Origin of the sequence: uncultured Zhongshania sp. (genome assembly GCF_963975605.1) — a bacterium.
GTDB lineage: Bacteria > Pseudomonadota > Gammaproteobacteria > Pseudomonadales > Spongiibacteraceae > Spongiibacter > Spongiibacter aquimaris.
On the sequence record NZ_CAXBHN010000001.1, the window covers coordinates 460629 to 484526 of the forward strand.

The 23898-nt window shown below is 49.4% G+C and carries 20 protein-coding genes; 16 read left to right on the forward strand and 4 right to left on the reverse strand.

Translation table 11 applies throughout. From position 1 onward, the window contains the following. Window positions 1-14: 14 nt before the first annotated feature. The 4 genes from nth to map are packed head-to-tail and all read right to left on the reverse strand — an operon-like array spanning window position 15 to window position 5330. On the reverse strand, window positions 15-668 hold the full coding sequence (gene nth / locus AAC007_RS01950) for an endonuclease III (RefSeq protein ID WP_295877740.1): 654 nt from the start codon (window positions 666-668) through the stop codon (window positions 15-17). Beyond that, entirely contained in the window at window positions 668-1885 is a 1218-nt protein-coding gene (gene dapC, locus AAC007_RS01955) for a succinyldiaminopimelate transaminase (RefSeq protein ID WP_339674409.1), read from the reverse strand. The genes nth and dapC overlap by 1 nt, the downstream gene beginning before the upstream one ends. After that, window positions 1882-4536, reverse strand: a complete 2655-nt coding sequence (locus AAC007_RS01960) for a [protein-PII] uridylyltransferase (RefSeq protein ID WP_339674410.1) — start codon at window positions 4534-4536, stop codon at window positions 1882-1884. The genes dapC and AAC007_RS01960 overlap by 4 nt, the downstream gene beginning before the upstream one ends. Then, entirely contained in the window at window positions 4536-5330 is a 795-nt protein-coding gene (gene map, locus AAC007_RS01965; RefSeq protein WP_219044865.1) for a type I methionyl aminopeptidase, read from the reverse strand. The genes AAC007_RS01960 and map overlap by 1 nt, the downstream gene beginning before the upstream one ends. 287 nt (window positions 5331-5617) lie before the next feature. Between map and rpsB the strand changes: the two genes are divergently transcribed. The 16 genes from rpsB to dnaE all read left to right on the forward strand — a co-directional run bounded on the left by rpsB (window position 5618) and on the right by dnaE (window position 23814). Beyond that, window positions 5618-6361: a 30S ribosomal protein S2 gene (gene rpsB, locus AAC007_RS01970; protein WP_219044864.1), complete on the forward strand. Its 744-nt coding sequence runs from the start codon at window positions 5618-5620 to the stop codon at window positions 6359-6361. A gap of 131 nt (window positions 6362-6492) precedes the next feature. Next, complete coding sequence (tsf, locus tag AAC007_RS01975; protein ID WP_295877737.1) at window positions 6493-7356, forward strand: translation elongation factor Ts; 864 nt, start codon at window positions 6493-6495, stop codon at window positions 7354-7356. 91 nt (window positions 7357-7447) lie between these two features. Further along, window positions 7448-8209: a UMP kinase gene (gene pyrH / locus AAC007_RS01980; protein WP_219044862.1), complete on the forward strand. Its 762-nt coding sequence runs from the start codon at window positions 7448-7450 to the stop codon at window positions 8207-8209. Further along, window positions 8199-8756, forward strand: a complete 558-nt coding sequence (frr, locus tag AAC007_RS01985; RefSeq protein WP_295877736.1) for a ribosome recycling factor — start codon at window positions 8199-8201, stop codon at window positions 8754-8756. The genes pyrH and frr overlap by 11 nt, the downstream gene beginning before the upstream one ends. A 21-nt stretch (window positions 8757-8777) precedes the next feature. Next, window positions 8778-9536 carry a polyprenyl diphosphate synthase gene (gene uppS, locus AAC007_RS01990; RefSeq protein ID WP_339674412.1) on the forward strand — a complete coding sequence of 253 codons (759 nt, stop codon included), beginning with the start codon at window positions 8778-8780 and terminating at the stop codon, window positions 9534-9536. 12 nt (window positions 9537-9548) lie between these two features. Beyond that, window positions 9549-10397 carry a phosphatidate cytidylyltransferase gene (locus AAC007_RS01995; protein WP_339674414.1) on the forward strand — a complete coding sequence of 283 codons (849 nt, stop codon included), beginning with the start codon at window positions 9549-9551 and terminating at the stop codon, window positions 10395-10397. Then, window positions 10388-11593, forward strand: a complete 1206-nt coding sequence (gene ispC, locus AAC007_RS02000) for a 1-deoxy-D-xylulose-5-phosphate reductoisomerase (RefSeq protein WP_339674415.1) — start codon at window positions 10388-10390, stop codon at window positions 11591-11593. Before AAC007_RS01995 ends, ispC begins: the two co-directional genes overlap by 10 nt. A gap of 64 nt (window positions 11594-11657) precedes the next feature. Beyond that, window positions 11658-13016, forward strand: coding sequence for a sigma E protease regulator RseP (gene rseP / locus AAC007_RS02005; RefSeq protein WP_339674416.1), 1359 nt, complete (start codon window positions 11658-11660; stop codon window positions 13014-13016). Window positions 13017-13105: 89 nt separating this feature from the next. Beyond that, complete coding sequence (gene bamA, locus AAC007_RS02010; RefSeq protein WP_295877731.1) at window positions 13106-15694, forward strand: outer membrane protein assembly factor BamA; 2589 nt, start codon at window positions 13106-13108, stop codon at window positions 15692-15694. A 49-nt stretch (window positions 15695-15743) separates the two neighbouring features. Further along, the gene (locus tag AAC007_RS02015; protein ID WP_339674417.1) at window positions 15744-16253 is read left to right on the forward strand and encodes an OmpH family outer membrane protein; all 510 of its coding nucleotides are present in this window, start codon (window positions 15744-15746) and stop codon (window positions 16251-16253) included. Window positions 16254-16257: 4 nt separating this feature from the next. Beyond that, window positions 16258-17301 (forward strand): UDP-3-O-(3-hydroxymyristoyl)glucosamine N-acyltransferase, encoded by a 1044-nt coding sequence (lpxD, locus tag AAC007_RS02020; RefSeq protein ID WP_339674418.1) that lies wholly within the window; start codon window positions 16258-16260, stop codon window positions 17299-17301. A 6-nt stretch (window positions 17302-17307) separates the two neighbouring features. Continuing rightward, complete coding sequence (gene fabZ / locus AAC007_RS02025; RefSeq protein WP_295877772.1) at window positions 17308-17748, forward strand: 3-hydroxyacyl-ACP dehydratase FabZ; 441 nt, start codon at window positions 17308-17310, stop codon at window positions 17746-17748. Between the two features lie 11 nt (window positions 17749-17759). Continuing rightward, on the forward strand, window positions 17760-18545 hold the full coding sequence (gene lpxA, locus AAC007_RS02030; RefSeq protein WP_339674452.1) for an acyl-ACP--UDP-N-acetylglucosamine O-acyltransferase: 786 nt from the start codon (window positions 17760-17762) through the stop codon (window positions 18543-18545). Between the two features lie 34 nt (window positions 18546-18579). Continuing rightward, the gene (gene lpxB / locus AAC007_RS02035; protein WP_295877727.1) at window positions 18580-19731 is read left to right on the forward strand and encodes a lipid-A-disaccharide synthase; all 1152 of its coding nucleotides are present in this window, start codon (window positions 18580-18582) and stop codon (window positions 19729-19731) included. Then, complete coding sequence (rnhB, locus tag AAC007_RS02040; RefSeq protein ID WP_339674419.1) at window positions 19724-20335, forward strand: ribonuclease HII; 612 nt, start codon at window positions 19724-19726, stop codon at window positions 20333-20335. The genes lpxB and rnhB overlap by 8 nt, the downstream gene beginning before the upstream one ends. After that, window positions 20332-23814 carry a DNA polymerase III subunit alpha gene (gene dnaE / locus AAC007_RS02045; RefSeq protein ID WP_296436758.1) on the forward strand — a complete coding sequence of 1161 codons (3483 nt, stop codon included), beginning with the start codon at window positions 20332-20334 and terminating at the stop codon, window positions 23812-23814. The genes rnhB and dnaE overlap by 4 nt, the downstream gene beginning before the upstream one ends. Window positions 23815-23898 lie beyond the last annotated feature (84 nt).

Below are 23898 nucleotides of genomic sequence, written 5' to 3' on the forward strand. Positions count from 1 at the left end.
AGATGTATGCGCTGTTAGGGCTTGTGTACTTTCTTGGGGTTTCTGCGGCGGGGGTAGCAGGTGGTACATATTTCGCAAACAGTGCCATCGCAGCCTCTGGCGCTGCAAAATTCGCGTCCGTAAAAAATAATCTGCAGATGTAGTGCATTCCATTTTTCTTTTGGAAACAAGGCTTTTAGGTCTTTCTCAGTTTGTACCACGTTCTTGCCGTTAGTCAGCCCCCATCGCTGGGCGAGGCGGTGAATATGGGTGTCGACGGGAAAGGCGGGTACACCAAAGGCTTGCGACATAACAACGCTGGCCGTTTTGTGACCTACACCGGGCAGGGTTTCCAGTGCGGCCATGTCTTTGGGGACGACGCCCTTGTATTTTTCTACCAAAATTTCTGACAGGCGTTTTATGGCGCTAGATTTTTGCGGTGACAAACCGCAGGGGCGAATGATGGCACGGATGATTTCAACGTTCTGCTTGGCCATATCAAAGGGGTTGTCGGCCAGCTCGAATAAGGCTGGAGTGATTTGGTTTACCCGTGCGTCGGTGCATTGTGCCGAAAGTAAAACGGCCACCAGTAAGGTGTAGGGATCTTTGTGGTCTAGCGGTACGGGTTGCGTTGGGTAGAGTTCTTGCAGGCGATTGGCAATATAGTTTGCGCGCTCCTTTTTTAGCATTACCCTTTTATACCTTTAGTCGATTGATCGTTAAGGCTTTGCACATAGGTTTTTATGCGCCGAGCTGCCTCTGCGCATTGTTCTGGTTCGGCAACTAAAGCCATTCGCACATAATTGGCGCCGGGATTAAAGCCATCAACTTCTCGAGATAAGTAGCTGCCAGGCAGTACTGTGACGTGTTGCTGGGTAAAGAGTCCGCGGGCGAATTCTGTGTCTGCAATTGGTGTTTTCGCCCAAAGATAAAACGACGCATCTGGCAAGCTGACGTCGAGGCAGCCGTCGAGAATGCCTAAGACCTCGTCGAATTTCTGCCGGTAAAGAACTCTGTTGGCAATGACGTGGGTTTCGTCATTCCAGGCCGCAACGCTTGCTAGCTGATGTTGTACCGGCATGGCGCAGCCGTGGTAAGTGCGATAAAGCAAAAAATCTTTGAGAATGGCGGCGTCGCCCGCAACAAAACCTGAGCGTAAGCCGGGCAGATTTGAGCGCTTTGATAGGCTGTGGAATACCACGCAGCGTCGAAAATCAGTGCGGTCCATTTCGGCGCAGGCTTGAAGCAGTCCAGTGGGTGGGCTGTCTTCGTCAAAATATAATTCTGAATAACATTCGTCGCTGGCAATAACGAAGTCATATTGGTCGGCTAGGGCGATGAGCTTCTGTAATTGCTGGCTGCTCATGACCGCGCCGCTGGGATTGCCGGGTGTGCATATAAATAATAATTGGCAGCGCTGCCAAATGTCGGCGCTAACTGCGTCAAAATCTGGAATGAAGCCGTTTTCTGGCCGGCAAGCTAAGAACTCGGGTTGGGCGCCGGCAAGTAACGCTGCGCCTTCGTATATTTGGTAAAACGGATTGGGGCTGCATACCAGTGCGTCTGCACTTGCGCTGACAACCGTTTGTGCAAAGGCAAATAAAGCTTCGCGTGTGCCATTCACCGGCAGTATTTGTGTCTCTGGATCTAGAGCGGGTAAATGAAAGCGCTGACAAGCCCAGCTTGAAATGGCTTGACGTAATTCGGGAATGCCTTTGGTCGTGGGGTAGTTGCTAAGCTTGTCCAAATTTTGGCTAATTACGGTGCTGACGAAGGCGGGTGATTGGTGTTTTGGTTCGCCAATTGACAGTGCGATTGGGCTAAGTGACGGCGCAGTTATGCTGTCAAATAAAACCCGCAATTTCTCGAAGGGGTAGGCTTGTAAGGCGTTTAAATGTGGATTCATAGGGTTTTGCTATTGGCCTTTTCATCGAGTTCACGGCAGATCGCCTGTTGTATTTCTTTACACAGTTTGGGGTCGTCGATCGGGCGTTGATTTTCGTCGGTAATAAAAAATACGTCTTCTACACGTTCGCCGAGGGTGGCGATTTTCGCGTTCTGAAGTTGTATATGGTACTGGTTAAAAATACGCCCGAGCCGCGCCAGCAGGCCTGGTCGGTCCGGCGTGATCACTTCGAGTATGGTCTGTGCCTTATTCAAATCCGTGGTCATGCTGGTGCGGGTTGGCGTTGAAAAAAGGCGCATTTGCCGCGGCGTGCGTCGATTCACCTCAGTAAATCGCTCAGGATGTTCTAAGTGTTCGCGCATAAATTCAATAATGTGGGAGATGCGGCTTGGGTTGTCGCCAATTGATTCGCCGTCTGCGCCCAAGACATAAAACGTATCCAGGGTGTAGCCAGTACCGCTATTGTAAATACGGGCATCTTGAATGCTTAAATCGAGTTGTTCCATTGCCTCGGCGAGCAAGGCAAATAAACCGACCCGGGCACGGGTATGGACGAATATTTGGCTGACGCCGGCGTGGTCCAGTAGGCCGCCTTCTTTAATTAGGACGACGGTGGCATTTGCTTTGACGCGATTGGCAATGGCGCGGGTGTGCCAAACGATGTCGTCAATTTGCTCACGAATAAAGTAGTCTTCTCCGGTATTGGCCCAGAGCGCACGAATTTCTGCCTCGGTAAAACCGTAGTCTTCCAGCTTTTCTATGGCGCCGAGTTGGGTTTCGGCAATCCACTCTTGTTTGTCGATTGGGTTTTCCAGTCCGCGACGCAGGGCGCGGCGGGTTTCGGCGTATAGTTGGCGCATTAACGAGGCGCGCCAAGATGTCCACAGAGTTGGGTTGGTGGCGTTGATGTCTGCAACGGTGAGGCAGAATAGATAGTCGAGGTGTTGGATGTCACCCATAGTGAGGGCGAAGTCACGAATAACCTCTGGATCTTGGATGTCTTTGCGCTGTGACACCGATGACATTTCAAGGTGTTTTTCGACCAGCCACGCGACCAGGTTTCCGTCGCGCTTGTTTAGACCTATTTGTTCACAAAATTCACGGGCATCAACAGCACCTAAGCTGGAGTGGTCGCCGCCGCGGCCTTTGGCGATGTCGTGGAATAAGCCGGCTAAATACAATAATTCCGGTTTGGGGAGGCGCTGCATAATTCGGCACGCCATCGGGTATTTTTCAACCATGTTCGGGTAGCGGAAGCGGCTGATATTTTTAATTAGCTCCAGGGTGTGCGCATCGACCGAATAAATGTGGAATAAGTCGTGCTGCATTTGACCGACAATACCGGCGAAGGCGGGGATAAATTTGTCGAGGATACCAAAGCGCTTCATGCGGCGTAGATTAAGTGCTACGCGCTGTGGTGATCGCAATAGCTCTAAAAAATAGCGCTTATTCTTGGGGTCGGCGCGAAAGCGGTTGTCAATTAGATGATGAGATTTACGGATGAGTCGAATGGTGCTGGCGCGCACGCCATCAATGGCGTTATTGCTCGCCATTAAGACGAAAATCTCCATCAGTGCGGAGGGCGTTTTAGTAAATACCTTGGCGTTGCATACTTCTATATGACCGTTGCGAACTCGGAAGCGACTGTTGATCTCAAATACGGTTTCGGCTTCGCAGGCGCGCAGAATCGTTTCGTCGAAATGCTGCATCAATACATCGTTGAGCTCGCCAAGGTGCATAACCCAGCGGTAGTACTGTTGCATAAACTGCTCGACGGCGAGCTTGCCATCGCTGTCGGTAAAGCCGAACTGCTCTGCTAGTGTGCGCTGGTGGTCAAATAAAAGTCGATCTTCTTCGCGGCCGGCGAGAATGTGCAATGCAAAGCGAACCTTCCATAAAAAGTCTTGGCCTTCTTTTAAGGTGTCTAGTTCCTCTTTGCTGAGAAACTGCCGTTCCAAGAGTTCATCGATGGACTGGGCGCCAAAGTGTCGTTTAACAACCCAGCCAATCATTTGAATATCGCGCAGACCGCCTGGCGAGCTTTTAATATTGGGCTCGAGATTGTATTCAGAGTTGGCAAATTTCCGGTGGCGAAGTATTTGCTCGTCCCATTTTGCGCGGAAAAAATCACTGCTAGACCAAATGTTTTCGGGGCCTACCAGATTCATTAATTGGGTTTGTAGCTCGGAATTGCCGGCTAAGGTGCGGGATTCCATCAGATTGGTGGCAATGGTGATGTCATCAGCGGCGGCTTGCGCGCATTCGCTCATGGTGCGCACGCTGTGTCCAATCTCTAAATTAATGTCCCAGAGTAGGGTGATAAGGCCTTCAATATTTTCACGATAGTCACCGCCCTCGTCACTGGTAAGTATGAGTAAGTCGATATCGGAATAGGGGTGTAGTTCGCCGCGGCCATAACCGCCAACGGCGATTAGGGTGATATCGTCGCCCCATTGATAACTTTGCCAAATGCCCTGCAATAACTCGTCTATGCGCAGTGAGCGCATTTTGACAAGCGCGCTAATATGCTCCCCCGCTTCAAAGCGGGTTTTGAGGTCGGCGGCCAGCGTTTTAAGGTAGGTTTTATAGGTCTTGATTGACTGGCCGGGCTGGGGCAGTGCATGAATATCCGGTAAAGCGGATTGGCTCATTATATATTCCGGTAAAAAGGTTCGTCTGGGCGTGCGGTGAGTACTTCAACGCCGTCTGCCGTTACTGCCATAGTGTGCTCCCATTGGGCAGAGAGGCGGCGGTCGCGGGTGGTAACGGTCCAGCCATCTTTGGTATTGAGTTTGGTTTGCTTTTTACCGGCATTGATCATGGGTTCAATGGTGAATGTCATGCCTTCTTTTAACACTAAATCGTTACGTCGGTTATAACCTTCGCCGTAGTGCAGCACCTGAGGATCTTCGTGGAAGACGAGCCCGATGCCATGACCGCAATATTCCTCAACTACGCTGTAATGTTTGCCGCGCGCATGTTTGGCTATCACGGTGCCAATATCACTCAGCGCGCAGCCCGGTTTAACCAGTGCTATGGCTTGATATAGACACTCTTGGGTTACTTCGCAAAGGCGCTTGGCGTGCTCTGGCACATTGCCGACGTAATACATGCGGTTGGTATCGCCGTGCCAGCCATCCTTTATTACGGTGACATCGATATTCAGGATGTCGCCATCTTTAAGTATTTTTTTGTCAGAAGGAATGCCGTGGCAAATAACTTCATTGACAGAGGTGCAGATAGATTTGGGGAAGCCGTTGTAGTTTAGCGGTGCGGGAATGGCGTTTTGCACGTTCACAATATAGTCATGACAAATTTGGTCTAGTTCGCCAGTGCTGATGCCAGGTTTGACGTGAGGTGTGATCATTTCTAGCACGTCGGCGGCAAGTCGACCGGCAACGCGCATGGCGGCAATTTGTTCTGGCGATTTAATGCTTACATTCATAGGGCTATACCGGTGGGCGGCTTCGTCTGGCGTATTTAAAGCCGGCTATTGTAAACCATCGCTTTATGGGTAGCGAAGGCATCGCGGAATTTTAGTCTCAAAAGCGGTTTATACTTTATGTAATAGGGGCTCTGTGGTATAAATACGCGCCCCAATAATGGCTCGAGCTGTTATTGGATTAATGACGCGCAGAAATCGGCACGTAATCCCGGGTGCTTCAACGATAGTTGGGGTTGGGTTATGGGATCTCTGCAAGTTTGTAACCCGATGTTTATTAAGGAAATATCATGTCTCATGTAAGTATGCGTGAAATGCTGCAAGCCGGCGTTCACTTTGGTCACCAGACTCGTTACTGGAACCCAAAAATGGCTCCTTTCATTTTTGGTGCGCGTAACAAGATTCACATTATTAACCTAGAGCACACTGTTCCAGCAATGAACAATGCCCTAGATGCTATTGCTAAAATGGCTGCCAATAAGAACAAGATCCTATTTGTTGGCACTAAGCGTGCAGCGAGTAAGATTATTGGCGAACAAGCTGCCCGCGCTGGTATGCCGTTTGTTAGCCATCGTTGGTTGGGCGGAATGCTCACTAACTACAAAACTATTCGTCAGTCTGTTCGTCGTCTGCGTGAGCTTGAAGCACAAAGCCAAGACGGCACTTTTGACAAATTGACTAAGAAAGAAGCGCTGATGCGCCGCCGCGATATGGAGAAGCTAGAGCGCTCCATCGGTGGTATTAAAGATATGTCTGGTTTGCCTGATGCACTGTTCGTTATTGATGTGGATCACGAGCGTATTGCTATTCAAGAAGCCAACAAGCTGGGTATCCCAGTATTTGGTATCGTTGATACCAACAGCAACCCAGATGGCGTAGATTTTGTTATCCCAGGTAACGATGATGCAATTCGCGCAATCAAGCTGTATGTAACGGCTGTTGCTGATGTTGCTATTAACGCTGCTGCAAACGACGTTGTTGCTAAAGACGAGTTTGTTGAAGTAGCACCAGAAGGCGAAAGCGCTGCCGAGTAATATGGCCGCTAAGCAGTCTGCGAAAGGGGGCAAGGCCCCCTTTTTTTGGATAATGTCTGAGCAGGCGCATGGTTTTGGGTCTGTTCTTGAACTTGAGTTAACCCGCTCAAGGTAATTAAGAGGAATTTAGGATGGCTGTAACAGCATCAATGGTTAAAGAACTGCGTGATCGTACTGGCCTTGGCATGATGGAGTGCAAAAAAGCACTGAATGATGCGAATGGTGATATTGAGTTGGCGATTGAAGAGATGCGTAAGTCTAGTGGTATGAAGGCAGCTAAAAAAGCTGGCCGTACTGCTGCAGATGGCGTTGTTAGCACAAAAGTTGCTGAAGATGGCAGCTACGGTGTTGTGGTTGAAGTTAACAGCGAAACTGATTTCGTTGCACGTGATGCCGGCTTCTTAGCGTTTGTTGCGCAAGTGACCGACAAGGCATTTGCCACTAAGGCGACTGACGTTGCTGAATTGATGGCTGGTGAATTGGAATCTGCGCGTGAAGCACTGGTTCAAAAGATCGGCGAGAACATTTCTGTTCGTCGCGCCGTGATTATTAGCGCTGAAGACGGTGTGGTTGATAGCTATGTGCACTCTAATAACCGTATCGCAGTATTGGTAGCCTTAAAAGGCGGTGACGCTGAGCTGGCGCGTGATGTGGCGATGCATGTCGCCGCAACGAATCCACGGGTTGCTAAATCTGCGGATATGCCTGAAGAAGAGATCGTGAAAGAGCGTGAAATCTTCACTGCTCAGGCAGCAGAAAGCGGTAAGCCAGCTGAAATCATCGAGAAGATGATTGACGGTCGGATCCGCAAATTCTTGTCTGAAAACTCATTGGTTGATCAGCCTTTTGTTAAAGATCCTGAGCAGACTGTGGGTAAATTGCTGAAAAGCAGCAGTGCCGATATCCAGGCGTTTATTCGCTTTGAGGTGGGTGAGGGTATTGAGAAAGAAGAAGTAGACTTTGCCGCCGAGGTGGCTGCTCAGCTGAAAGGCTAAGCCACTAAGTTAGCGGGGCCTGCGGGCCCCGCTTTACTTTAGGCGATATGCAGTGTCATGAAAATATCGTGTAATGTGGTGAGGTAGGGAAATGTCTAGCCAAAGTCGGGATAAGAAATACAAGCGCATACTGCTTAAATTAAGTGGTGAAGCTTTGATGGGAGGCCTTGGGTTTGGTATCGATCCCAAGGTGTTAGACCGCATGGCGCTCGAAGTCGGTCAGTTGGTTGGCATCGGTGTGCAGGTTGGTTTGGTGGTTGGCGGCGGGAATTTGTTCCGCGGCGCGGCGCTGCAAACTGCGGGGCTGGATCGTGTTACTGGCGATCATATGGGCATGTTGGCGACGGTCATGAACGCATTGGCGCTTCGTGATGCGCTAGAGCGTAGTAATATAAAATCTTCGGTGATGTCGGCAATTCCCATGAGTGGTGTTGTTGATCACTACGATCGTCGCAAGGCGATTCGTTTGCTGTCGCGGGGCGAAGTGGTTATTTTTGCTGCGGGCACAGGCAATCCGTTTTTCACAACCGACTCTGCAGCGTGTTTGCGCGGTATTGAGGTAGATGCGGATCTAGTATTGAAAGCGACCAAGGTTGACGGTGTTTATAGTGCAGATCCAATGCGCGACCCCGATGCCGTGAAGTATGATTATCTCAGCTACGATGAGGTGCTGGATAAGAAGCTCGAAGTTATGGATTTAACGGCGATATGTTTATGCCGCGACCATAATATGCCCTTGCGAGTCTTTGCAATGGAGCAGCAGGGAGCTTTGTTGAATATTGTGGTGGGTGGCGAAGAGGGAACTCTGGTAGGCGCTGCTGCAACCCGAGAGGAGAAACGTCGTGATAAATGAGTTAAAGGAAGACGCTAAACAGCGCATGACTAAGACTATTGAAGCCTTAGGCACTAATTTCAATAAAATTCGTACCGGCCGTGCACACCCGAGTTTGTTAGACGGTCTGCGGGTTTCTTATTACGGCACTGATACGCCTCTGTCACAGATTGCGAACATTGGTGTGGAAGACGCAAGAACACTTACCGTGACGCCGTGGGAAAAGAATATCGTTCCCGATGTTGAAAAGGCGATCATGAAGTCTGACCTAGGCCTTAACCCAAGCACGGCTGGCAGTGTTATTCGTATACCCATGCCGATGCTGACGGAAGAAACTCGTAAAGGGTATATCAAACAAGCTCGCCAAGAGGCGGAAAGTGCGCGGGTGTCTATTCGCAATGCGCGTCGCGACGTGCTGTCTGATGTAAAAGAGTTGCTGAAAGAAAAAGAAATCAGCGAGGACGAGGAGCGCCGTGCGCAGGATGATGTGCAGAAAATCACCGATCAGTATATTGCTGAGGTAGATAAAGCGCTGGTGGCGAAAGAAGCCGACCTGATGGAAATTTGAGCGGCGAGCCGAATTGTTTCAATGTCAGTAGCAAAGCGGGAGTCCGCGCCTAAACGTGTCCCCCGTCATGTTGCCATTATTATGGATGGCAATAATCGCTGGGCCAAAAAACACGGTCTAAAGTCCTCCTCGGGGCATCGAGCTGGAGTAGAGGTGATACGTCCTCTATTAAAGCTAACCCGCGAGCACGGTGTCGAGATTGTCACTTTATTCGCCTTTTCTAGCGAAAATTGGCAGCGTCCTACTCTGGAAGTTCAAGCCTTGATGCGGCTCTTTTCGAGTTATCTCGATAGTGAGACTAAGCAACTGCATGCCGATGGGGTGCGGATGCGATTTATTGGTGAGCGCAGTCAGTTTACCGCAGCACTGCGCAAACAAATGGACTACAGTGAGCAGCTGACGCGATTTAACCGCGATACTCAGCTGGTAATTGCCGTTGATTACGGTGGTCAGTGGGATATTGTGAGTGCCGCTAAAGCCTTGGCTGAAAAGGTGAAGGACGGCGAATTAACGACTGATGAGTTTACTGTTGAGCTGTTTGATCGTCACCTTGCACTTGCCGACCTACCAAAACCAGACCTTTGCATACGTACGGCGGGTGAGCAGCGCATTAGTAATTTTTTGTTATGGCAGATAGCCTATAGCGAGCTCTATTTTACAGATTGTTTCTGGCCGGACTTTAACGGCGAGGAGTTGGACCGGGCGCTTGCCGCCTATGCTCGTCGAGACCGACGTTTTGGCGGTCGTGAAAATGATAATAATGAAGATGCGCCAGAGTAGAGGAGCCAGTTTATGTTAAAGCAGCGGATCATCACCGCGGTGTTGATCGTCGTCGCACTGTTGGCGGCTCTGGCGTATTTGTCGCTGCCGATATTGTCGGCGGTGTTTGCCCTTGTTGTGCTATTAGCTGCTTGGGAGTGGGCCGATCTAAGTGGTTTTTCGGCTAAGGGGGCCCGCTTTACTTACGTAATAGTGTGCGCTCTGTTGATGATAGTTGCCGCGTGGACAACAAGTCTTTTTAGTGGCGTGGATCAGCTCGAGGTACAAGAAATTGTTATCGCTGCCAGTCTTTGGTGGTCGATTGCGTTGCTTTGGGTGAAGTCTTACCCTCTCAGTGCTGGGCTTTGGGGTTCTCGCTGGATGCGTGCCCTGATGGGACTATTGGTGTTGGTGCCTGCATGGCTGGCTATCTGTTATTTAAGAAGTTTAAGCGGCGGTGTGTGGTTAATTGTGTTGGTTATTGCGCTTGTCGCCTCGGCTGATATCGGTGCCTATTTTGTTGGCCGTGCCTACGGAAAAGCCAAGCTCGCTCCTGCGGTGAGTCCTGGTAAATCTTGGGCGGGGTTTTGGGGTGGATTGGCCTCTAGCAGTTTGTTGGCGGCGCTGCTGTGGGTGTCATTGGCTAAGTTGTTGCCAGGTGCGATACCAATCGCGATACTGCCCTTATTATGCATGGTGATTGTTACGGTATTAGCCTCTGTATTGGGTGATTTACTGGAAAGTATGGTGAAGCGCCATCGCGGCATTAAAGACAGTGGTCATTTATTGCCGGGGCACGGCGGAATCATGGATCGAATAGACAGTATTACGGCGGCGGCGCCAGTATTTGCGCTGGGCTTGATGGCGACGGGATGGGTGTGATGCAGTCGGTCACAGTCCTTGGTTCGACCGGGTCTATCGGCGTAAACACTCTAGACGTACTGGCTCGCCATCCAGAGCGTTATAGTGTCTATGCCTTAACAGCAAATCGGAGCTTAGATACGCTGTTTGCACAACTTGAACAATTTTCCCCACGCTATGCAGTATTGGCGGATATAGCGTTAGTACAAGCCTTTGCGGAGCGTGTCAGAAAAGCCGGCTTGCCAACCGAGATTCTCGGTGGTGAAGCGGGTTTGTGTACTGTCGCACGTGAGGCTGACGTAACAATGGCGGCCATCGTTGGTGCCGCCGGCTTGTTGCCGACAATGGCAGCGGTTGAGGCTGGCAGAAAAGTGTTGCTCGCAAATAAAGAAGCGCTAGTTATGGCTGGGCCGCTATTTATGGATGCGGTGCAGCGCTGTGGCGCAACGTTGTTGCCCATCGACAGCGAGCACAATGCGATTTTTCAATGCTTGCCGATGCAAGTTCAGCAAGGTAACGGTCAATTAAGCCCCTTTTTACATGGTGGCGTTAAGCGTGTTTTATTGACCGGTTCTGGTGGTCCTTTTCGAAATACGGCCTCAGCGGAATTGGCTGATGTGACTCCCGATCAAGCCTGCGCGCATCCCAATTGGTCTATGGGGCGCAAGATATCAGTGGATTCAGCTACCATGATGAATAAAGGCTTGGAGCTGATTGAAGCGTGTTGGCTGTTTCATACCGAACCTGCAAACATTGATATTATTGTTCATCCTCAGAGTGTTATTCACTCCATGGTTGAGTATATTGACGGCTCAGTTTTAGCGCAGTTAGGGAATCCCGATATGCGTACCCCGATTGCTCATGCCTTGGCGTGGCCAGAACGGGTTGCATCAGGGGTTGGCAGTTTAGATATCATTGCGCAGGCGCGATTGGATTTTGAAGCGCCAGATGAAGAGCGTTTCCCCTGTCTGCGTTTGGCGCGTGAGGCGGCGGTGCGAGGTGGTACAGCACCGGCGGTGTTAAATGCGGCGAACGAGGTCGCGGTTGAAGCGTTTCTTGACGGTCGACTGGATTTTACGTCCATTGCCAAGGTCATAGAGCAGGTTATGGCGGTTGTTGTAATTGTTGAACCGCACTCACTCGAGGATGTCCAACAAGCGGACAGAGAATCTCGCGTTTGTGCGATGAAATTTATTCTAAATAAAACATTGGCTTAACTGATAACAGAGACTCGATAGTGGCCAGAATTACACCGGTCGCTATGCGCTAAAGGGCAAAAACGTGCTGGATATTTTGCAAACTATTTTAGTGACGCTGCTAACCTTGGCTATTCTGGTTGCGGTGCACGAATTCGGCCACTTCTGGGTCGCGCGGCGCTGTGGTGTCAAAGTTTTGCGCTTTTCGGTGGGGTTTGGTAAGCCGTTATTGTCTTGGACTGATCGCAGCGGTACGGAATACGTCATTGCTGGTATTCCACTCGGTGGCTACGTCAAAATGTTAGACGAGCGCGAAGCGCCGGTGCCAGAAGAGTTAGTCGGCCAGGCATTTAACCGCGCATCACCAAAATCGCGAATTGCCATTGCGGCAGCTGGGCCAATTGCAAATCTTATCTTGGCGGTTTTTGTTTATTGGCTGGTGTTTTTAAACGGCGTCAGCGGCGTAGCACCAATAGTGGCAAAGGTCGAGCCGGGCTCGTTGGCTGATCAGGCGGGTATTGTCGCGGGGCAGGAGTTTTTATCGGTAGATGGGCGCTCGACGCCAACTTGGGAGGCGCTGCAGCTGCAGCTTTTGGAGCGTATTGGTGAAGATGGTGATGTCCATATTACTTTGCGCTCCCCTGATTCTGATCTTGTTACGGAAAATGTGGTGGCATTGCGTGACTGGATGCACGATATCGAAGAGCCCAATCCGGTTCGTGAATTAGGTGTCACCCTGTTTGTGCCAGAAGTTGTGCCGAAAATTGAAACCGTTGTAGCTGACAGTCCTGCAGAGCGAGCGGGAATGCGTGCAGGGGATTTGGTCGTCGAGGCAGATGGCAGGCTGCTAGAATCATGGCAGGCGTGGGTGGAATATGTTCGGCAAAAGCCACAGGAGCCGATTACTGTCACTGTAGAGCGTGATACCCAACGAGTGCTGTTAACCATGACGCCGGATCGTAAGCTTGACGGCGAATCTCAGGCATATGGTTATGTTGGCGTTGGTGTGGCCATGCCATCTTGGCCGGAGTCGATGCAGCGAACTATGGAATACGGTTTTGTTGGCGCAGGAGTTGCAGCTGTTGACAAAACCTGGCGGATGAGTGCTTTTACTTTATCGGCAATAAAAAAGATGTTGATGGGCCTGTTGTCGCCGAAAAACTTGAGCGGGCCGATAACCATTGCTAAAGTGGCGAGCTCTTCGGCGCAGTATGGGTTTTTTGCATGGCTAACGTTTTTGGCCTTGCTGAGTATAAGTCTTGCTGTTTTGAATTTGTTACCGATTCCCGTCCTGGATGGCGGGCATATTGTCTACGCTCTGGTAGAGTGGTTGACCGGTAAGCCTGTGGCGGAGCAGGTTCAGGTCTGGGCGAATCAGCTGGGCCTGGTGTTAGTAGTATTTGTGATGATTTTTGCTTTATATAACGATGTGTTGCGCCTTTAGTCTCTAAGATAATGCAATGCTTTTAATCTTACACAGTGGCAGCGTCAGTTTTTATGGCGTTGGCCCAGAGCCTTGGTTTTTAGCTGTTGATGAAACGCTTTTTAGCACTTAGTTTTATTCTGTGGTCGGTGAGTTTGTTCGCTGTCGCCCAAAATTCACTGCCGATTTCAGATATTCGTGTCGAAGGTCTGCAACGGATATCGTCCGAAACGGTGTTCTCTGCATTGCCGATAAGTATTGGCGATAGAGTCAGTACGCGCACGGTGGCAAATGCGTCGAGAGCGCTTTTTGGTACGGGCAATTTTGACGACATCCAGATTGGTATGGATGGCGATGTCCTTGTGGTGCGAGTGGTTGAGCGGCCAGCGATTAGCGGCATTAACCTCGAAGGTAATAAGGCACTCGCGACTGAGGCACTGTTGGATGGTTTGAAAAACGCGGGACTGGCCGAAGGACAGGTTTTTAAGCGCTCGACCCTCGACGGTATGAAGATGGAATTGACTCGGCAGTATGTGTCGCAGGGTCGCTATGACGCAAGTATTGAGACTGACGTGGTTGCCGAGCAACGCAATCGAGTGTCGATCAGCATTAATATAGATGAAGGCAGTAATGCAACGATTGAGCATATCAATATCGTTGGTAACACGGTGTATGACGATGAAACCCTTCTTGACCTTTTTGAGTTAAAAACAGGTGGTTTATTTTCATTCTTTAGTAGCAGCAATAAGTACTCGCGTGAAAAGCTTAAAGGCGATCTCGAAAAATTAAATTCGTATTACCTGGATCGCGGTTATTTGTTGTTTAACGCTGATTCCGTTCAGGTTGCTATTAGCCCGAATCGTCAATCTGTTTACATAACAGTGAATTTGATTGAGGGAGATAAATATACGGTCAGTAGCGCTGAGCTATCTGGCGATTTAGTGCTGCCCGAAGAAGATTTGAAGCGTTTTGTATTAGTTCAGAAAGGACAGGTGTTTTCCCAAGCGCTGGTCACGAGCACTGAGGAATTTATTACCAAGCGGCTAGGTAACGAAGGCTATAATTTTGCCAAGGTTCGCGGTATTCCCGAACAAAACGAAGAAGACAAAACGGTAGACATCAAATTCTTTATTGACCCAGGTAAGCGTACCTATGTGCGTCGTATCGATTTTGAAGGTAACGCAAGGACATCTGACGAAGTACTGCGCCGAGAAATGCGTCAAATTGAAAGTGCACCAGCGTCAGCTGACAAGATTGAATTATCGCGTATCCGCTTGGAGCGTCTCGGCTACTTTAAAGAGGCTAAAGTAGATACCTTAGAGGTTCCCGGTACTGATGATTTGATTGATCTTCGCTATAAAGTTGAAGAGCAAAGTTCAGGTAGTTTGGGCGCCAGTGTGGGCTTCTCGCAGGATAGCGGCCTTCTGCTGAGTGCAAATATTCAGCAAAATAACTTCTTCGGTACGGGTAAGCAGGTTGGATTTGGGGTTTCCCGCAGTGATTTTGCGACCAGCGCTAACTTTAGCTATTTAGATCCGTATTTTACTGAAGACGGTGTAAGCCGCGGTTTCTCAGTTTTTTATCGGACTACCGACTTTGAAGAAATTAACGTTGCTAGTTACACGTCGGATACCTACGGAACAAGTGTCAATTTTGGTTATCCGATTTCAGAAACTGAGCGTTTAGGCTTTGACCTCGGTTTTAATCGCACGATTATCGACGCTGGTGTTAGTGCTGTAAAAGAAATAAAGAGTAGCCCGCGACTGCTGGATGTTATTGACAACTATTTTGTGAGTAAGCTCGATCCAGCTACTGGTACGTACACCGTTGCCGAAGTACTTGAAGATATTAACAACCTGCCATCCAGTGCCTTAGTTGATAGTGGCGAAGAAGGATTTTTGGATAAGTATGGCGAAGAGTTTAATAACTTCACCGCAGGGATATCTTGGCGCCAATCAACATTGAACCGCGGCTTACTAGCAACAAGAGGTGCCTCGCAATCACTGTCATTAGAAGTGGCGGTACCTGGTTCTGATCTTGAGTATTTTAAGCTGGGTTACGAAGGCCAAATCTACGTTCCATTAACGAATAGTTTAACGCTGCGTTTCAGAACGGAGTTAGGTTATGGCGACGGCTATGGTGAGTTAGAGAATTTACCATTTTATGAAAATTTTTATGCAGGTGGTTTCGGTTCGGTACGTGGGTATAGGGCTAATACTCTAGGCCCACGTAGTTCTAATGCAGATATATATCGTATTAGTCAGGCCGCTACAGCGATAGACGCGTCGGGCAATGCCTTGGCATTGTCGGCCCAAGGCGCCTACGTACTCGACCCGGCGACCGGATTGTTGCTGGTGGATAGCGCGAATAACTTTAGACGTGATACTGACCCCTTTGGTGGTAATGTATTAGTAGAAGGTAGTATGGAATTGCTCTTCCCACTGCCGTTTGTTAAAGATCAGCGCTCTGTTCGCAGTGGCTTCTTCTTTGATGCCGGTAACGTGTTTAGCACGCAGTGCGGTGCAACGCAGCTTAACTGTTCTACGCCAGATTTCTCTAGTTTGAGAATGTCGGCAGGTGTTGGTGTCACGTGGATTACTGGTTTTGGTCCCCTCACCTTTAGCTTGGGCAGAGCCTTAAATCCTGAAAAAATAGACGACACTGAGATATTTCAATTCTCGTTGGGTCGTAGTTTTTAAACCTTATTTATATATTATTTAGTAGCACAATAATCAGCAGGAGTTGTATATGAAGTTTTACAAATTAATCGCAGCGGCAGTTATAGTGTTGTGGGCATGTGGCGCGGTGGCAGAAGGCCGAATCGCGGTTTTTGATGTTGAGGCCGCGGTACTAAACACCGATTTGGCTAAAAAGCGTTTGACCGCAATGCGCAATCAAGGTGAATACAAAAAGAATGTTACTGAACTGGAAACATTAAAAAAGAATTATGATAAGCAAGTTGAGCAGTTTCAGCGTGACTTCGATATTTTAAGCGTTGAACAACGTCAGGCCACCAAGAACAAAATTGACACGGCGCGCACCGATGGCGAGCATTTGGCTCGTAAAATCGAGGCCGCGAATCAGCAAGAAGCACAGTCAATACTTCAAGAGCTAGGTCCGAAGCTTCAGAAAATACTGCCGGATCTTATCAAGGCCGAAAATATCGGTTTATTGTTACCACGTAAGCAAGTCCTGCACGCTGATGCTAGCTTCGACATCACTGCAAAAGTGGCTGACAAGCTGAACCAAGCCAAGTAAAACCATGTCTGGACAAAAAACGTTCAGCCTTGCTGAGCTCGCTACGATTTTAGGTCTCGACTTTAGAGGAGACGCAGCGACTCAGCTTTGCGGTATTGCTTCACTGGCAACTGCAGGATCTGAACAGCTAAGTTTTTTGTCCAATAGTAAGTTTAAATCCAGCCTTCAAACTACGTTAGCTGGCGCAGTTATACTTCACCCAGATATAGCGGCGGGCTTTACTGGGAATTGTTTGTTATCCGACAACCCCTATTTAATGTACGCCCGCGTTAGCGCGCTGTTCGATCCCTTTGAGAAGCCGCGTTCTGGTGTGCATCCGAGTGCCGTTGTCGTAGCTGAAAATATTCATGACTCTGTTGCGATCGGCGCTAATTGTGTAATCGAAGCGGGGGCAGAAGTCGGCGAGGGCAGTGTAATTGCGGCGGGTGTCGTGCTTGGCCGTGGCAGCCGGATTGGGAAGCACTGTTATATTCATGCCAATGTGACGATTTATCACGGTGTCAATATCGGCGACGAGTGTATTGTCCATTCCGGTGTGGTTATTGGTGGTGATGGTTTCGGTTTTGCCCCAGGTCCGGCAGGTTGGGAGAAGATCCATCAGCTTGGCGGTGTGCAAATAGGGAACCGGGTCGAGATTGGCGCTAATTCCTGTATTGACCGTGGCGCAATAGAAAATACGATGATCGGCAATAATGTCATTCTTGACGATCAAACTATGATTGCCCACAACGTTATTGTGGGTGATGGAACAGCGATGGCCGGTTGCTGCCAAGTCGCGGGAAGCGCTGTTATTGGTAAAAATTGTACACTGGCCGGTAACGTCGGAGTAGTTGGGCATATTACAATTACCGACAATGTTCACATTACGGCGCGTTGCTTGGTGAGTAAGTCGATTTCAAAATCGGGCTCTTACTCCGGAAGCTTCGCGATGTCTGAATCGACAGAGTGGCGAAAAAACGCGGCACGCTTTAGCAAGCTCGATGAGCTCTATAGGCGAGTGGCATTCTTGGAAAAGCAATTGAAGATTAAAAATGAGGGTGAAAGCTGAGATATGCTGATGGATATTAATGAAATTAAGGAATACCTGCCGCAACGCTATCCCTTCTTATTGGTTGATCGCGTTCTGGAATTAACCTTGGGCGAATCTATCGTCGCGCTAAAAAATGTGACCGGCAACGAGAACCATTTTAATGGTCACTTTCCAGAATTACCGATCATGCCCGGGGTGTTGATCATTGAGGCAATGGCGCAGGCTGCAGGAATTTTGGGCTTCAAAACTTTGGATAAAAAGCCGTCTGAAGGTTCTATTTATATGTTTGCCGGTGTTGATAGGGCGCGCTTCAAACGCCAAGTTATTCCTGGCGATCAATTAATATTAAAAGCGCAATATGTCTCTGACAAAAAGGGGCTATGGAAATTTGAGTGCCAAGCTTATGTTGAAGACAAGTTGGCGGCCTCTGCAACAATTCTGTGTATCGATCGGCAGCGCCCATAGTGACAGATAATATTCATCCATCAGCTGCAGTTGACCCGCGCGCGATTATTGATCCGAGTGCGGTGATCGCGGCCAATGTCAAAATTGGTCCGTGGACAATGGTTGGTGCCGGCGTTGAAATTGGCGAAGGTTCGGATATTCGATCACACGTGGTACTGATGGGGCCGACTAAAATTGGTAAGAATAATCGCATTTACCAATTTTCGACTGTTGGCGATGACACCCCGGATTTAAAATACAAGGGTGAGCCCACCGAGCTTATTATCGGTGATGACAATGTTATTCGCGAAGGTGTAACAATCCACCGTGGTACGGTTCAAGACCGCGGTAAAACGATTATCGGCGATAAAAATCTTTTGATGGCCTATGTTCACGTCGGCCACGACTCAGTTATCGGCAACAACTGTATTTTGGTGAACAACGCTGCCTTAGCTGGACACGTCAATGTCGGTGACTGGGCGATTTTGAGCGGCTTTACGCTGGTACATCAATTTTGTCATATTGGCGCTCACAGCTTTGCCGGTTTCGGCTGCGGTATCAGTAAGGATGTACCCGCCTATGTAACAGGTAGCGGCACCCCTGCAGAAGCCAAAACTATTAATAGTGAAGGGCTTAAGCGACGAGGTTTTAGTGCCGAGAGCATCGCGGCAATTCGGCGCTGTTATAAAATTATTTATCGTCAAAATAATACTGTAGACGAAGCGTTGGCAGCGATGGCACCCATTGCGGTCGAGTTTCCGGAAGTGCAGTTGTTGGCGGATTCATTGACACAATCTCAACGCGGTATCGTGCGTTAATTCGCGCCGTTCGGCCGCGATACATGGCTATTTTATGACTGCAATGCGAATCGGTATTATCGCTGGAGAAGCCTCCGGTGATATTTTAGGCGCTGATTTAATTCGCGCTATTAAACATCGCTACCCTGACGCGCAATTTGAAGGCGTTGGCGGCCCCTTGATGATTGAACAGGGCTGTCGAAGTCTATGTGAGATGGATCGACTGTCAGTGATGGGCTTCGTCGAACCCCTCAAGCGCTTGCCGGAATTACTGCGTTTACGACGTCTGTTGAAGTTACATTTTCTGAGCTGGCAGCCAGATATTGTTATTGGCATAGATTCACCTGACTTTAATTTAAATATTGAGCGCTTTCTGCGCGAACGCGGTATCAAAACGTTGCACTATGTCAGCCCATCGGTGTGGGCGTGGCGTCAGGGCCGAATTAAAAATATCGCCAAGTCGGTTGATCACATGCTGACGCTGTTCCCCTTTGAAGAGCATTTTTACCAAGAACACGGTGTTCCCGTCACCTGCGTTGGTCATCCTTTAGCAGATCAGATTTCTATGGTTGATCAGCGAGCCGAGGCGCGAGCGGAGCTAGATGTTGAAGATGGGCATCCAGTGTTGGCAATTTTGCCGGGCAGTCGAGGTGGTGAAGTGGCTCAACTCATTGCGCCATTCTTAGAAACTGCTCAATGGTTACGACGCGCGCAACCTAATATTGAATTCTTAATTCCAGCGGCGAACATCGAGCGTAAACAACAGATATTACAAGCGGTGGCGGCACTATCTAAAGACTTGCCTGTGCGGGTCGTACTTGGTCAGTCGCGAACGGTGATGGCTGCCGCAGATGTTGTGTTAATGGCCTCTGGTACGACAAGTCTTGAAGCCTTATTGCTGCAGCGTCCCATGGTTGTTGCTTATCGCTTTGGTAAGTGGTCGTACAAGATATTTTCTCGCCTAATTAAAACGCCATTCTTTTCCCTGCCGAATTTATTAGCGCAGCGCGCCCTAGTGCCAGAGTTGCTGCAGGATGAAGTGTGTGCTGAAGTGATTGGTCCGCTGCTATTAGAGCAGTTGAATAATGCGAACCATCGGGAGACTCTTATCGAAGAGTTTCAAATTATTCACCGTCAATTAGCACGGGGCGCAAGTGAGCGCGCCGCTGATGTGGTCCTGCAGTGTGTCGGAGCGCCCAATGCCTAAAATAGACGACCTGTTTGCCGAGTTTGATGTTCCTGATTTAACAGCGGGTGTCGATGAGGTGGGTCGTGGGCCGCTGTGTGGTGACGTAGTGACGGCTGCCGTTATTCTTGATCCTGAAAATCCCATTGTGGGCTTAAACGATTCTAAAAAATTGACTGAAAAGCGTCGCGAAGCGCTTTTCATTGAAATTAAAGATAAGGCGCTGAGTTATTGTGTTGCGCGGGCATCTGTCGCAGAAATTGACGAGTTAAATATACTCCAAGCAAGCCTATTGGCCATGCATCGCGCAGTAGCGGGTTTGGCAGTTCAGCCTGAGTTTGTGCTAGTGGATGGCAATAAAGTGCCGAACTGGCCCTACCGCGCCCAAGCGGTCGTTAAAGGCGATAGCCGAGTGCCAGCAATTGCCGCAGCGTCAATTTTAGCCAAGGTCACCCGCGACCGAGAAATGGCAGAGTTTGAATCTGTCTACCCAGGCTACGGTATTGCGGGTCACAAGGGCTACCCGACCAAAGTGCATTTAGCCGCACTACAAAAACTAGGCGTCACACCTATTCACCGCCGAAGCTATGCGCCAGTTCGAGCAATTTTGGAGGCCGAAGAATGATTTCCGATCAGTTCGTTCATTTGCGGGTTCACTCCGAATACTCCATCGTTGATGGACTTGTAAGGGTTAAGGCGCTGGCAAAACGGGTTGCCGACCTTAATATGCCGGCGGTTGCACTCACTGATCTGAATAATTTTTATGCCCTCATTAAGTTTCAGAAGGCGGCGACAGGCGCTGGTATAAAACCCATTTTCGGCAGTGATCTTTTGGTTCGCGATGACGATGACCCAGATCAGATCAGTATCATCTGCCTGCTAGCACAAAACCAAACAGGCTATCGAAATCTCACCGAGCTGATTTCCCGCGCCTATTTAGAAGGTCAATATCAGGGCCGAGCTTACGTCAATCGAAGCTGGATCGAGCAAGCGAATGAAGGTTTGATTGCGTTGTCAGGTGCGAGAGAAGGGGATGTCGGTCAGTTATTGCTTGGCAGTAAGCAAGATGCGGCGGCGGCGAGTTTATCCCGCTGGCTGCGCGTATTCCCCGATAGATTTTATATCGAATTACAGCGCACTGGTCGCCAGAATGAAGATGATTATTTACACGCTGCGGTGGCGCTGGCTGAACAAGCGGATTGCCCAGTTGTCGCAACGAATGATGTACGATTTTTAGATTCCAAAGAGTTTGACGCCCACGAAGCGCGCGTATGTATCCGCGACGGCCGCGTACTAGATGATCCCCGCCGGCCTCGCAATTACAGTGAACAACAATGTCTGCGCAGTGCAGAAGAAATGCAGGCCCTGTTTGCAGATATACCGGAAGCCTTGGCGAACAGCGTTGAAATTGCCAAGCGTTGTAATCTTACTATACAGCTCGGCACCTACTATCTTCCTGAATATCCGATACCTGAGGGCAAAACCCAGGAAGAATTTTTTCGCGAACTTTGTCATCACGGTTTAGACGAGCGTTTAGATTTTCTGTTCGATAGTGCGGCACCCGAATTTGCGGATTATCAAAAAGAATATCGTGAGCGCTTAGATTTTGAGCTAAACGTTATCCTGCAGATGGGGTTTCCCGGCTACTTCCTGATCGTGATGGATTTTATCCAATGGGCTAAAGATCACGATATTCCTGTCGGCCCTGGACGGGGTTCGGGAGCGGGCTCACTAGTTGCTTACGCCTTAAAAATTACGGATCTTGATCCTATTCAATACGACTTGCTGTTCGAGCGATTTTTGAATCCGGAGCGGGTATCCATGCCGGATTTTGATGTCGATTTTTGCATGGATGGCCGAGACCGCGTTATCAATTACGTTGCCGATAACTATGGTCGCGATGCAGTAAGCCAAATAATTACCTTTGGCACCATGGCTGCTAAGGCGGTGGTGCGAGATGTAGCCCGCGTGCAGGGCAAGGCCTATGGGCTTGCGGATAAGCTCTCAAAAATGATTCCCTTTGAAGTGGGAATGACCCTTGCGAAGGCGCATGAACAAGAAGAAGTATTGCGCGAGTTCTTAGTCAATGACGAAGCGGCCCAAGAAATTTGGGATATGGCTGTGCAGCTCGAAGGGGTGGTACGAGGCGTTGGTAAGCATGCGGGGGGTGTCGTTATCGCACCGTCCAAACTGACCGATTTTGCGCCGCTCTATTGTGACGATACCGGCGGCGGTCTAGTAACCCAGTTTGATAAAAGCGATGTCGAAGATGCGGGCCTCGTTAAGTTCGACTTTTTGGGTTTGCGTACGTTAACGATTATCGATTGGGCGCTGAAAATTGTGAATGCCCAGCGCGCAAAACTAGGCGAAGATCCGCTGGATATTATGGCGATTCCTTTGCAGGACAGACAAACTTTTGATCTGTTGAAGCGCGCAGAAACCACCGCGGTTTTCCAGTTGGAATCCCGCGGTATGAAAGACTTGATAAAAAGGCTGTTGCCAGACTGCTTCGAAGACATTATCGCCCTGGTGGCCTTGTTTAGGCCCGGCCCCTTGCAGTCAGGCATGGTTGATGACTTCATTAACCGCAAACACGGTCGTGCCGAATTGGCCTACCCACACCCGCAGTATCAGGACGATTGCCTTAAGCCGGTTTTGGGCCCCACGTACGGCATTATTTTGTACCAAGAACAGGTAATGCAGATCGCCCAGGAAATGGGTGGTTACACCCTGGGTGGCGCCGATTTATTGCGCCGCGCCATGGGTAAGAAAAAGCCAGAGGAAATGGAAAAGCAGCGGGTCTTATTTCAGGCTGGTGCAGTGGAGAAGGGCTTTACGGAAGTGCTCGCCTCCAATATTTTTGACTTAATGGAAAAATTCGCAGGTTACGGTTTTAATAAATCGCACTCTGCTGCATACGCCTTGGTTTCCTATCAAACCGCATGGCTCAAAACCCATTATCCGGCGCCGTTTATGGCCGCGGTAATGAGCTCGGAATTGGACAATACCGACAAGATCGTTATCTTCATCGAAGAATGTCGGGAAATGAAGCTGGACTATAAATTGCCATCGGTAAACGAAGGCGAGTATATGTTCACTGTGAACGACCGCGGCCAGATTGTGTATGGATTGGGAGCGATAAAAGGCTTGGGCGAGGGCCCGGTAGAAAACATTATTGCCGCGCGGAATGCCGGTGGTCCCTTTGTCAATTTGTTTGAGTTCTGCGAGCGCACAGACCCTCGAAAAGTAAATAAGAGAGCACTGGAAGCGCTAATCCGCTCTGGCGCCTTTGACGACTGGGGTGAGGATCGCGCCATACTTATGGCGGCAATGCCAGAAGCAGTGCAAGGGGCAGAGCAGTCAGCGAAAAATACTGAAAGCGGTATGACCGACTTGTTTGGCGAGACCTTGGCGGTAGTAAGTCGCGATGTGTATGCCCCATTTCAAGACGTGCGTCGCTGGAGCAGTAAAGAGCGCTTGTTGGGCGAGAAAGAAACCCTCGGGCTTTACGTGACTGGGCACCCCATTGACGATTATGAGGGCGAGTTGCGCCGTTTTGTACCCAAAAAGATTGTCGATCTGAATCCGGAAAAACACCCCCAAACCATCGCTGGTCTCGTGATGAGTATGCGGACCATGAAAAATAAGCGCGGTGACACTATGGCATTTGTGCTGTTAGATGATCGCAGCGCGCGTATTGAAGTGGCCCTGTTCAGTGACGCCTATGATGAGTGTAGAGAGAAACTGGTTAAAGACACCGTTATTGTTGTTGAGGGTATTTGCAGCAATGACGAGTACAGCGGCGGTAAAAAAATGCGGGTAAAGGCGGTGCGCAGTATTGCCGAGGCGCGGGATCAGAGCGCCAAGGAATTGCAGATATCTGTATCTGGCGCCACTCTTGAAAACGAGGGCATTGAGCGTCTCAAAGGCGCTCTAAATATTGCCAAAGGTGGCCGCTGTCCGGTGGTTATTAGCTACCAGCGGCCAGAGGGAAAGTGCCGTATCCGCTTGGGCGAGGATTGGCGAATCCTGCCAAACGATGAGTTATTACTGCGATTACGTGACGAGTGTGGCGCAAATAACGTGGTGATCAATTACGATTAACGTATAATCACCCCTGCGAATGGGCCCATATATCTCTATGAATTGTGGGCGGTACCGGAATTTGACGAGCGAATAAAATAGAGC